The organism is Mycoplasma ovis str. Michigan (assembly GCF_000508245.1).
Classification (GTDB): Bacteria; Bacillota_I; Bacilli_A; order Mycoplasmatales; family Mycoplasmoidaceae; genus Eperythrozoon_A; species Eperythrozoon_A ovis.
Genome location: NC_023062.1, coordinates 593993 through 606524, shown reverse-complemented (window position 1 = coordinate 606524; position 12532 = coordinate 593993). Strand labels below are relative to the sequence as shown.

The window sequence follows — 12532 nt, the reverse complement described above, 5'->3', positions numbered from 1 at the left end:
GAAATTAGTTTTGAAAATCAAAGACTTTTCACCTAAGTAGTTAGATGTCTGACGAAGAAATAAAAACACCACTTAATCAGGAATATACAGATGAATCTATTCAAGTATTACAAGGTCTTGAACCTATTCGAAAGAGACCTGGGATGTATGTTGGCTCTACTGGAATTGAAGGATTACACCACTTAATTTGAGAAGCTCTAGATAACTCTGTAGACGAAGCCGTTGCCGGCTTCGCTAGTGAAATTAATTTAGTTATTGAGGACAATCATATAGTTTCCGTAGAAGATAATGGCAGAGGAATTCCATTAGGAACAAATATCAATACTGGACTGTCAACAATAGAAACAATATTTACTCACATTCATGCAGGAGGTAAATTTGATAACTCCAGTTACAAAGTATCTGGAGGATTACATGGTGTTGGGGTTAAGTGTGTTAATGCACTTTCAACTTTTTTGGAAGTAGAGGTAAAAAGAGATGATAAATATTGTTTCACAAAGTTTGTTAATGGAGGACAGTTAGAATCAAAACCACAGATCAATCCTATATCTGGGGAAAAGGGAACAGGAACCAAGATACGATGACAACCAGATTTTTCAATAATGGAAGAGAATGAATATGACTTATCTCTTATTAAAGAAAGACTAGAGAGACTTTCTTTTTTAAATAAAAATATTTCTTTTCATTTTGGACACACTCCTACTCAGGAAAAAATTTCTTTTTTCTCAGAAGGAGGATTAAAAGATTGAGTAGCCAAGATTAATGAAGGGTTAGAGCCAGTTTGTCCTATTCAAAGTATTGAAATTCCAGAAAAACAAGTAATGAAGAAAGAGAAATCTAATCTTTTAAAGCTTGAATTAGCTTTTCAATACGTTGGAGGAAGAGAAAAGGGAATAATTTACAGCTTCTGTAATAATATCTTTACTTCAGCAGGAGGAACTCACTTAGAAGCAGTGAAGGAGGGGATGTTGAATTGTATTAGAGAATATGCATTTGAAAACAAGATGATTAAGAATAAATTTGACTTCACTAAGGAGGACATAATTGGAGGACTAACTCTTGTGATTTCTATACACTACACTGCCCCAACTTATAAAGGTCAAACCAAGGAAACCTTAATTAATCATGAAATTAAGGTTCCAATAAAAGAGGAAGTAGATGCGCAATTACACAAGTACTTCCAAGACAATGTGGATGCAATGGAATCCATTTTGACACACATTGAACAGGAATATAGAAAGAGACTACAAAGAGAAAGAATTGAAGAAATAGCTAGGGAGATTCCTAGGGCCAGTCAACTAGATTTTGCAGATAAATTAGCTGATTGCACTATTAAAGATCCTGAGTTCTCTGAACTTTATATTGTGGAGGGAGACTCAGCCGGAGGCTCAGCTAAAAGTGCTAGAAATAGGGAGTTTCAAGCTATATTACCTATTAAGGGAAAGTTAGTTAATGTAGAAAAAAAGAGATCATTTAATGTTTCTAAGAATCAAGAAGCTAAGAATTTAGTAACAGCTATTGGCTGTTCTTATTCAGATAACTTTGATATCACAAAACTAAGGTACAACAAAATAATTTTGATGACTGATGCCGATGTAGACGGTGCTCACATTAGAGTTTTGTTATTAACTTTCTTTCATAGGTATATGTATCAATTAATAGATAATGGACACATTTATGTTGCACAACCTCCACTTTATAGAGCTTCTTCTAAAAAAGAAACAATTTATTTGTTTGATGAGAAGGAAAGAGAACAATTTGAGAAGGAAAGAAATAAATCTCGTACTTTTGAAATAAGTAGATTTAAGGGTCTTGGGGAAATGTCTCCCTCGCAATTGTGAGAAACAACTATGGATCCTAATACAAGAACTTTCCTTCAAATTACTAGAGAAACATATGAAGAAACTCAAGAGGCTATGAATAAATTAATGGGATCTGATGTTAAGCCAAGAAGATCTTTTATAGAAGAAAATTACTTCAAAGCCAAGTTGGACATTTAGTTGAGCGCTAAGCCTTCTAGTAATTTAGAAAAGCTCTTAGGAGCTTTAGCTAACTCACAAGTACATGAAAGAAATCTAGTTAAAGAAGCTGAACAATCATTCCTTGACTATTCTCTTTCTGTTATTACTTCAAGAGCATTACCAGATCTTAAAGATGGACTTAAACCAGTTCACAGAAGAATTCTTTATTCTGCCTATGAAGAAAAAATGTTTAATGATTCAAGATTTAGAAAGTCTGCGACTTTAGTTGGTTCTGTAATGGGGGGTTATCACCCCCATGGAGATAGTTCTATTTATATGGCTTTAGTTAGGATGGCTCAAGATTTCAGCATGAGATATCCGCTGTTGGAAGGTCAAGGTAACTTTGGTTCTATTGATGGAGATGCACCAGCGGCTATGCGTTATACAGAGGTTAAGATGAGCAAACTTGGAGAAAAATTCTTAGATGGAATCAAAGAAGATGCTGTAGATTTTGTTCCTAATTATGATGGCTCTAAAGAAGAGCCAGTAATTCTACCTATAGTAGCTCCATCAATTCTCTTGAATGGAGGGGAGGGAATTGCTGTTGGAATGGCTTCAAAAATTCCTCCTCACAATTTACAAGAAGTTTGTGAATTGGCAATAGCCCTACTAGATGATACATCTCTTCCTGTGGAAAAGATGTTTGAAATCATGAAAGGACCAGACTTCCCAACAGGAGGTTTGGTGTTAGGATACAAAGGTATTCAAAAATATTTACTGACGGGAAAGGGTTCTTTCAGAATAAGAGCTAGAGCTCAATTAGATTGAGAAAAAAATCAAATTATCTTTACTGAAATTCCATTTGGAGTTAAAAAGAGTTCAATTATTAAGAAGATAGCTAGATTAGCTAGTGATGAAAAGAATCCTAATTACCTAGTTATTCCATTACTTCAAAGATTTATTAGGAATATTAGAGATGAGTCTAACTTAAAGGAAGGAATCAGATTAGTAATAGAATGTGGCAAAGAAGCTCCTTTGGATACCATCCTTAATAATCTCTACAAATACACATCATTGCAACATTCCTTTTCATCTAACATAACACTCTTAAGTAAAGGAGAACCAAAGACTCTTGGAATAATTCCAATACTAAGAGAGTATTTGGAATATCAATTAGAGATTCTTGTAAGGAGAACACAATTTAATCTCGAAAAACTTAGAGCTCGTATTCACTTATTAGAAGGTAGAAAAACAATAGTTACAGATTTAAAAACAGCTATAGATATTATTACTCAGGAGGATGAACCTGAGAAATTAATTAAAGATAAATATTCTTTATCAGATATTCAAGTAAAAGATATATTTGATCTTCCTATTAGACAGTTAAAGAGAATAGAGTTTCAAAAATTGATTGATGAATTAGAAGAAAAGGTTGGATTCAGAATAGCTCATGAAGAGAGATTAGCAAGTAAAGAGTTACAACACCAAGAAATAAAGAAACAATTAATGGACATTATGCAAGAGTATGTTGATGATCCTAGAAGAACTGATATTGACCAAACTAAGGGATATTCATTAAGTCAACTAGATCTAATTCCAAAGGAAACTTTGGTGATTAACGTCAGTGAAAAGAATTACATATCTGCTTTACCTTTGAAGGGAATTAAGTTAAGCAATAGAGGAACAAAAGGTTTTGATTTAAGTAATGACCAATCTAGAGATTTTGTTTCTGACTTGTTAATAGCGTCATCTCATGATGACATATTCTTGTTTACTAATTTTGGTAAGGTCTACAAAGTTAAGGGTTATGACATCAAGGTTAGCAACTCTAATAAGTGAACTAATAAGCCTTTAGCTATTAAAAACATACTGGGTTACAAGGATTCACCATTTAAAGAAGGTGAAAAAGTAATTAAGACAATTGCCATTACTCCAGAAGATTATGAAAAAGACCTTTACTTGTTGTTCGCTACCAAACAAGGTCGCGTTAAGAAGACAAGATTAAGCGATGAACAAAGAGTTTCTAAGGACGGAAAGATAGTAATACATAACAACTTTAAAACCATTACTAAAAAAGGTAAGCAGGCATTTAAGCGAAAACTTGGAAACAAATCTAAGAAAGAGTGGCCTTATAACGAGGATGATGAGTTAATGGGAGTAATAAAGATTACAGATGAGTCTGAAATTTTCTTAACTTCACCAGACGCTAGAGTAACTAGGTTTAATGCAAAAGACATTAAACCAAGAAGTAGAGGTTCTGGAGGACAAAAAGGAATTAATCTTTTTGTTAATAAGAATGGAGAAAAGACTTATGTTGGAGATTTGGTTTCAGTCTCATCTAGTTATGAAGGAGATAAGTTGTTAATGATTAGCGAGACCGGAAAGGGAAAAATTAATGAGTTTAATGTTTTTGAATCTAAGAGAAAAAAATCACCAACAAGCAAATTTACTCCAAAAAGAGGTATGGTTGCTTATGGTTCCGTTAAGTCAAAAACGGGAGAAAAAGAACCAGTTAAATTAGTTGCTTGTGTTGCTGTTTGAGGAAATGAAGAAATAGCTTTAATGACTAAAAAGAATCACTTGAATAGATTTAATGTTTCAAAGATCCCAACACTTAAGGGAGGAAATACAGTAGGTGTGAAATTAATTGATCTAAAAGAGGATAAGAAAGATAAGGTTATTAAGTTTGCAAAATATGTATCTCTAAATGATGATTTGAAAGAACTAAAGCAAGAAAATACAAATTCAGTAGAGGAATAGTATTTCTTCTCTCTAATAAGAGATTATTTGGAATATTGTCTTATATTAGATATTTTTGATTAATAATTGATGATTTTCCAATAATGTTTTATATTTAAGAATTAATTAAAAATATAGACAAAAATTGCAATAATCTACAATATTTAAATAAATATAAGTAATATGCAGAGAGAATCAAATTTGTTATTTGTCAATGACGACAATTGAATGTCTGCCATTCCTCTAAGAGTTCTTGAAGAGCAATGGTGAAATAAGAAGCAAGTAAGTATTAAGGGAGATCAAAAATTACAGATGTTTATGTTTAAAGGTGATTCTCAAATATTGATTTTCACTAATTTGGGAAGAGTTTATATGATGAACGGAAATGACTTTACTAAAAATTATTCCTCTTCACTTCAAAGTAATTATTGTTCCATAGAATTAACCTCTTGATGTAAGTTTTCTTTTCCAAAAATTGTAGAAGAGAGTAATGGTGTTAATTCAAAGGAAAGGATAGTTTCTGTTCTGTCTGATCATGATTTAATTGATTCTGATCAGTTTCAGTTATTTTTAATAACTGAAAAAGGTAAGTGTAAAAAATTGGAAACAAAACATTTAAGAAATGTCAGTAAATCTGGAAAGATAATTATTCAACTAAAAGATGGAGATCAATTAAAGCAAGTACAAAAAATTGATAGTCAATCTGAGATAGTATTAATATCTTCAGAAGGAAAAGCAGTAAGATTTAGCTCTTCTGATGTTAGAAGTATGGGAAGGAATTCTATGGGAGTAAAGGGAATTAATCTTGGTTCTAGAGAATTGGAGGGAGTTGAAGGTAAATTATCTTTCTTGACAACAAATTTGGAGGGAAATCGATTATTAATTATTGGAGATAAAGGTTATGGAAAGATCTTTAAACTCCCGCAAATTTCTTTAGTGAAAAGGGGGAATAAAAAGGGAATGACTTGTCACAACTTGAAGACTAGTGGGTGAATCATTTTTGCTTCTTGTGTGAATTGAGATGATCATTTGATTGGATTGACTTATAGGAACAATCTACACAAGTTACAAGTGGATAAATTACCAGTACTAGATAACAGATATTCTAGGGGAGCTCATATATTAGGTGAAAAGCAAAGATTTTACGATAGTCTAGTGGAAGTTATTAAATACACTAATTAGATTTACAATTTTTAAGTAATGTCTTTCATACAGTTTCTTGATGCTTCTGTTATAGGTAGTGTTTTGGGATCTGTAATCCCTTCAGTTATTGGATTTGCAGCTTATTTGTGTAATTTCTTTTTGAAACTTAAACAAAAAGGTTGAAGAAATTTAAATGAACAAGATTGAAAAGAATTAGGTCAACAAATAGAAAAAGAATTTAACTTAGTTAGTTCTGTTTTCAAAAGTACTCATGAAAATCATTGTTGCGAACATTGTCAAAAGTCTTCTGAAAAGTTATTGCAAGATGTTCAAAAAGTTAAAGATCAAATAGATCAATCTAGAAGTAACTTAATGACTAGGGCAAATGACAAGGTAGCAGAAAATTTACCACCTAAAACTAATACTTCTAAAAAAATAACCAAATAGTTAGAATACTTGGTTTATTCTAAGTATTTACTTTCTCTCGTAGTTCTTTTTTCTGGAGGAGCAAATGCGGTAGCATTTGGAACTAAATTTGACTCGGGGGGGGCAACGAATAAGGGAGTTAATGACAAACTACAAGAGAAATCAGATAACTTTGAAACTTTAGCAAGAGGTGAAGAGACAAGATTAAGTCGCGAAAGAAGAGACAGCGATTCTAAAAATTCAAGAATACAGCAAGGAAGTGAAAAGAACAATCAATTAAGAAAAAAGACAGAGGAAACTGGAACACAGGTTAAAGAGACTCAAGAAAAAACTACAAAAACTTCATCAGAGCAAACTAAACAAATACAGGAAAAGAAAACTCAACTTGAGTCTTCTTATACATCAGAATCTAAAACATTTGTGGAAAAATTACAATCAGAAGCTCAACAAATAGGAAAAAAATTAAAAGATTCTTGAGATAAAAATCAACAACAAATAACAAAAACTTTAAAAGAAATCCAAGCTTCTAATCAAGAAAAAATAAAGAAACTATTTGAAGAAATTAAGGAATTACCTAACAGAATATTTAAATCAGATGCCCTTAAGAAAAAATAATTCCTAAAAACTTTTATTAATTAACTTATATTTCTATATCTATTAGTTCTTCGTGAAATAGATATGTTTCCAATAACTTAGTTAAAAGTTGAATAGTATAGTTTAGTCTAGCTCTTCTTTCCCTAACTATACTTTCTCAATTTTTAGTTTCTTGTTTCTTGAATTCAGAGATATTACTATATAGGTTGAAATAAAGCTTAAATTTAGGTTCTGTTCCAGAAAACCTAGTCTTTATTCAACTCTCTGAACAACCAAAAAAAGTAAATTTAAATATTCCTTCAGATTCTCCTTTAGTTGTTTTAAATTGGAATCTTTCCAATTGCACTCTTTTCTCCTGACTTGCCAGTCAATTTAGTTTTCTTAGAATATTTTCTTTCTCCTTTTCATTTATCTTGAATGAAACAGTTTTTCCTAGTCAAGCCCAACCAGTTTTTCACATTAATCAATAAAGTTGAGAAATTAATTTTCTTTCATTAGTTTCCAGAGGTTCTTTACTGGCTCCAAATTTACAGAAACCAATCATATACATAGTCAAGATGGTTTGTTGAAAACCATCTTTTTCTAGTGAAATTTCAGGAAGGAATAAACCTCCAATTGCCTCTTCACAACCTAGCAATACTTCTCCTCTCTGAGAGTATTCGTCTACCTTTTGCCCAATACTCTTAAATCCAGTATCAGTTCTTATTATTTCAATTTGAAAATCAGGCTGAAATAACTTAACTACCTTATCGATAAAGTCACCACTTACATAAGTGGTAACTAAATACTTATATTGAATTTGAGAGCTAAATCTAGGATTTTGTGATAACTCTAATAGAAAATGAGCCAATAATACTGCTATTTCATTTCCAGTAAAGTGGTATCACTTATCTCCAACCCACTCTGCCAGCGCACTTCTATCAGAGTCAGGATCATGTGCAATTAAATAGTCTATGTTTAGATTTCTAGCTTCTCTAGCCATACTCTTAAAAGATCTAGGTTCCTCTGGATTAGTAATTTCTTCTTCTGAGAAATTACTAGTAGGAGTACATTCCCAGTAAAACTCTTTAAATTTTTGTGCTCCAAAATTTCTAGACAGACTAGCCATTCTACCGGAGGAAGTACCATGATGAGATGAGAACAAAAATTTAATTGTTCTCATGATAGTACTTCCTAGGAAATAGAACAAACCAAGTCTTCTTTTTATTTCTCTTGTCAGTGACAATGTGTACAAGTCAAATACTTCATTTCCAACAGTTTCAAAAAAAGTTTCACTACTATATTTGACTGCCAAATAATCTTTTGGCTCTGGAAAATAATTTCTTATTTTGAATTCTTGTTCCATACTCAATTGACCTCCATTTGGCCCATAAACTTTGAATCCGTTATAGTTCATAGGATTATGACTAGCAGTAATCATCACTCCTCCTTTTAGATTTCTATATTTGATATAGAAAGCTAAAACAGGAGTAGCAATAGATTCTGAAGAAATTAATGCATTAATAGAATGTTGCCTTAATACTTGATATATTGTTTTTGCAAATATAGCACCATTTTCCCTATTGTCATAACCTATGATTACTGGATCTGCCCCAGGTTCATTCATGAGAAATAGAGCGTAAGCAACTGCAAAAACTTTACAAGTATGAATATTTATTTGTTTAGGGCCTAAACCAGTTAAAGCTCTAATTCCAGAAGTTCCAAATTGGAATTCAGAACCATCAATAGTAAACATTTGCACTTGTTCCTTTGGAGTTAACATTTTTAATTTCTGTTTTTCAATAGAACTAAGACTTTTACTATTGACTCACTTAAGATAGAGCTCTCTAGGAGAAAGAGCTCTCTCTTTCAACTCTTAATTAGTGTGCATTCCGACAGTTGAATAAATTAGATCCAATTTCTTTCTAGCTATTTGTCTTAGATAATCTGCATTCTTTTTAAGAATCTCTTTAATTTTTTGTTCTTCTATTTGAGAGTATCTCTCTTGAATAGAACTTATTTTTTGAACTACTAATTTTGAGAGTTGTTCTTTAAGCTCTTTGTAACTCAAAGATTTAACTGATTCAAAAACTTGTTCTAGTTTTTGATCAGATAAGGAAGAATATATAGAAAGCAGGTTATGTATTCCTGCTTGATTTTTATCTAAAGAGATTTGATTTAGAGAGTCTGTTTTAGCTCTCATAATCTTTTTAGTGATCTCTTCAGGACTATCACTAACAAAGATAACTCCATCTTTGTTAGTAGTACTCTTAGACATTTTTTTAGTGGGATCCACTAAGTCCATTATTTTGGTACCGGAACCCAAATTAATGGCAGATAATTTATTTGGGAAGATATTACAGTTATAGAGCTTGTTTATTCTAGTTCTCAGCTCTGAACACAACTCTAGATGTTGAGTTTGATCTTCTCCAACAGATAAATATTGAGAATCATAAATTAATATATCTGCAGCCATTAAGACCGGATATATTAAGACTCCAAATAAGTTAGGTTCAGTTCCGTTAGGTTCCTTGAACCGATTCATCAGGAACTTATATTGTGTCATTATTTGTAATTCCCCTAATTTGGAGTGAGTTAACAAAAAGTAGAATAATTCCAAGTGTTCAGCTTTTAAGTCTGACTGCAAAACAATTCTTGTTTTTGTAGTATCAACTCCTGAAGCAATTATTCACTTAATTAGTTCTCAACTCCTCTTTTTAATAGTTTGAAAAGAGATATTTTGAATTGATAGTGGAATAGTATAGGAATGCAGATCTGCAATTAAGAGAATTGAATCAAAAGAATTTTGATTCTTAATTAAAGGTAATAGGGAACCTATGTAGTTTCCTAAAGTTAGTGTTGAGGTTGGTTGAATCCCACAAATTAAGACAGGTTTCCCATTATTAGATCCCATTGTTAGTTATTTAATTGGAGTCACAAATTACCTTTTTAAGATATAAAAAGTATTTAATTCCCTAAGTATTTATGAGTTACAAGATAGCTTTGGTAGGTTTACCAAATGTAGGTAAATCCTCAATTTTTAATCTATTAAGTTCTCAGCTAAAGTCAAATGTAGCTCCTTATCCATTTTCAACTATTTATCCTGTTAAATCAATTATTTATTTACCTGATGAAAAATTAGACAAACTTAATAAACTACTTCTTTGGTGATTTAGAGGTAGTTTGGAATCTTCTAAATTAATTAAAAAGTATTGTTCTTTGGAATTATGAGACATAGCTGGAATAGTTCCATTGGATGGAACTCAGGATAAAACTTCTGAGTTAGGTCCAACTTTTTTGTCTCACATAAGAGTTTCAGATTTAATTCTTTTAGTCGTTAGAGCTTTTAGCGATCACTCTGTCCCCCCCAATATAAAGACCTTTTTAAGCGAGAGACCTGAGTTCTATGATATTCTTTCTCAATTGGATTCTTTTGAAAAAGAGAACAATACTCAAGTAGAGTTGGATAAATCAAAAGAATTATTTGAGAAATACGGACTCTCAGATATTTCTTTTTCAAATAATACTAGTCACAATAGTACTTTGGAATTACATTGTTCTCTAGAAAAAAGTAATATTGACGATTCTGTCAATATACCTAAATTTTCCGAGAGTATATTAGAGGCACAATTAGTTTTAATGACTCTAATTAAATCTGATCTAGAAATTCTTTCTAAGACTATTCAGAAATACTCTAAGAATCTCAAAACTAATGAAAAAAAATTAAAGATATTAGTTCCAATTAAAGAAGAATTGGAACAAAAGAAATATGTACCTATTAGTTCTTTGAAAAGCTACACTAGCTTATCAAGTGAAGACAAAGAAGAAATTAATAGTCTTTCACTATTAAGTTCTAAGCCTATAGTGTTATTGGCAAATTATGGTTCTAGTTCTGAATCTCTGGAATATCTTTTAGAAATTCAAGATTGGTCTAAGAGACACTCTTTACCATTTAGTTCTTTGAATCTAGAGGCAGAGGAGATTTATTCTCTATTAAGTTCTGAAGAGGAAAGAAGGGAAGCCAGAGAATCTCTTTACTTAAAACACTCCTCTAAAGATAAGTTGTTTCAAGTAATCAAAGAAACTCTTAATCTCAGTTCTTTCTATACTTTTAAGCTGGAAGATAAGTCTGGAAAAAAATATAGTTTGATTAACTGAAACTGGAATTTAGAGCCAGTTTCAGGGGAAATAAGATCTTGATTATTTGAAAAATCAGAGGAAAAGAATTATTTATATAAATGCGTTGCAAGCATACATAACCAATTATCTGAATACTTTATTTCTTCTAAATTAATAGAGAGTGATAAATTTGTGAATTTATCACCTTTACAAGAGTTTTCTGGTGAATTAATAACTGGATCTAAGAATTACAAATTACAAGGAGGAGAAATAGTTCAGATTATCGCCTAAATTAGACTTGTCAGTTAACAAACAAAATGTATCCGCAACTTTAACAGTAATTTGTGGCCCTATGAAATCTGGTAAATCTAAAGAATTATTTCTGATAATGGATAGACTAAATTATCAGAAAGTTGATTACAAAATTTTTAAACCTAAACTAGACATTAGAAATGTCGATAGTATTTCTTCTAGGTATTTTTCACTATTTAATTCTGCAGTTATTATTGATGAAACTAATCCTGTAGAAATATTAGAACATATACCCAAAGAGTTAAATAAGCCCTTAACTGTATTAATAGATGAAGCTCACTTTTTTTCAAGTGAGCTTATTTCTGTAGTTAAGCTATTACTGTTTAGGGGAGTTAACATAGTTATCTCAGGATTAGATTGTGATGCTAACTTTAATACTTTTGGTCCAATGGGAGACCTATTGGCAATAGCAACTAATATAAAGAAGTTAAATGCAGTATGCGAATTCTGCTTTAACTTAGCTAATTTAAGTGCATTAAAAGATTCAGTACATTCCTTTGAGAAGGGGAATATTCTCATAGGAAATGATCAATATTTGGCACTTTGTTTAAGTTGTTACTTAAAACATACTAATTGTTTAGAGAAAATTTCAGTTACTAAATCTACCGAAGAATATGAAAAGTTGAATTCAAATTAATTAATTTAAAAAGCCTTTCCTTCTAGCCTTCTTTTAAATTAATTAACTAGAGCATATGAAATTCTTTAGTCAATTAGTTAAGAAATATACTCTTGCATTCAAGTTATTTAAGAAGAATTGACAAAGAAGATTTAAGTTAGTTCAATTAAAGACTAAAGCCTTTGTACAGTCAGTAACAAAATTTTTTGTTACTGTTTGAAATTGATTCTTTGTCTTTCCATATAAGTTTGTAGCTAAATGGTGAGATAAATTATTTTGAAGACATTTAGTTAGGTTTTGTAAGTGACTTAACAAAAAAACTTCTTTCTTTAGGTGAAAGAATTTTGCTGGAAGTACTTCAGGAGCGGAGAAAGAAAGATATCAACTATTTGTAAATATATTGGGAGGATGAAAGAATGTAGTTGCCTTTAAATGCAAAACCAAAAGTTGACATTTAAAGATCACACATTCTTTCTTAATTGATTGAGATAAGTTTCCGCATTTTGGAATAAAAGTTTTGTATTGAGAATGACCCTACTTAAGTCTTGCAGTAGGGTCTTATGCCAAGTGAATATATAAAAGACTAAGAAAGGCTACTAAGATGCCAGCAAAGATAAGAAAAAGTAGAAAACACTTTTAATAC

10 protein-coding genes are annotated in these 12532 nt (G+C 31.1%); 8 read left to right on the top strand and 2 right to left on the bottom strand.

The genetic code is table 4. The features are described from left to right. The first annotated feature begins 44 nt into the window (after window positions 1-44). The 5 genes from MR07_RS03445 to MR07_RS03425 all read left to right on the top strand — a co-directional run bounded on the left by MR07_RS03445 (window position 45) and on the right by MR07_RS03425 (window position 6884). On the top strand, window positions 45-2000 hold the full coding sequence (locus MR07_RS03445) for a DNA gyrase/topoisomerase IV subunit B (protein ID WP_024071516.1): 1956 nt from the start codon (window positions 45-47) through the stop codon (window positions 1998-2000). Further along, on the top strand, window positions 2001-4721 hold the full coding sequence (locus tag MR07_RS03440; RefSeq protein WP_024071515.1) for a DNA gyrase/topoisomerase IV subunit A: 2721 nt from the start codon (window positions 2001-2003) through the stop codon (window positions 4719-4721). 207 nt (window positions 4722-4928) lie between these two features. Further along, on the top strand, window positions 4929-5882 hold the full coding sequence (locus tag MR07_RS03435) for a DNA gyrase C-terminal beta-propeller domain-containing protein (protein ID WP_158432941.1): 954 nt from the start codon (window positions 4929-4931) through the stop codon (window positions 5880-5882). 18 nt (window positions 5883-5900) lie between these two features. After that, window positions 5901-6290 carry a hypothetical protein gene (locus tag MR07_RS03430; protein ID WP_024071513.1) on the top strand — a complete coding sequence of 130 codons (390 nt, stop codon included), beginning with the start codon at window positions 5901-5903 and terminating at the stop codon, window positions 6288-6290. A gap of 9 nt (window positions 6291-6299) precedes the next feature. After that, window positions 6300-6884, top strand: a complete 585-nt coding sequence (locus tag MR07_RS03425; RefSeq protein WP_024071512.1) for a hypothetical protein — start codon at window positions 6300-6302, stop codon at window positions 6882-6884. A 25-nt stretch (window positions 6885-6909) separates the two neighbouring features. On the opposite strand, the gene MR07_RS03420 is transcribed toward MR07_RS03425, so the two are convergent. Both MR07_RS03420 and trpS read right to left on the bottom strand, forming a co-directional pair. Then, entirely contained in the window at window positions 6910-8715 is a 1806-nt protein-coding gene (locus MR07_RS03420) for a phosphohexomutase domain-containing protein (RefSeq protein ID WP_024071511.1), read from the bottom strand. A 3-nt stretch (window positions 8716-8718) separates the two neighbouring features. Next, window positions 8719-9756, bottom strand: coding sequence for a tryptophan--tRNA ligase (trpS, locus tag MR07_RS03415; protein ID WP_024071510.1), 1038 nt, complete (start codon window positions 9754-9756; stop codon window positions 8719-8721). A 71-nt stretch (window positions 9757-9827) separates the two neighbouring features. On the opposite strand from trpS, the gene MR07_RS03410 reads away from it, so the two are divergent. The 3 genes from MR07_RS03410 to MR07_RS04200 are packed head-to-tail and all read left to right on the top strand — an operon-like array spanning window position 9828 to window position 12529. After that, window positions 9828-11252 (top strand): GTPase, encoded by a 1425-nt coding sequence (locus tag MR07_RS03410; RefSeq protein WP_024071509.1) that lies wholly within the window; start codon window positions 9828-9830, stop codon window positions 11250-11252. A gap of 7 nt (window positions 11253-11259) precedes the next feature. Continuing rightward, window positions 11260-11910 carry a thymidine kinase gene (locus tag MR07_RS03405; protein ID WP_235062721.1) on the top strand — a complete coding sequence of 217 codons (651 nt, stop codon included), beginning with the start codon at window positions 11260-11262 and terminating at the stop codon, window positions 11908-11910. 55 nt (window positions 11911-11965) lie between these two features. Next, a complete protein-coding gene (locus MR07_RS04200; protein WP_024071507.1) occupies window positions 11966-12529 on the top strand; it encodes a hypothetical protein in 564 nt (187 codons plus the stop codon). Window positions 12530-12532 lie beyond the last annotated feature (3 nt).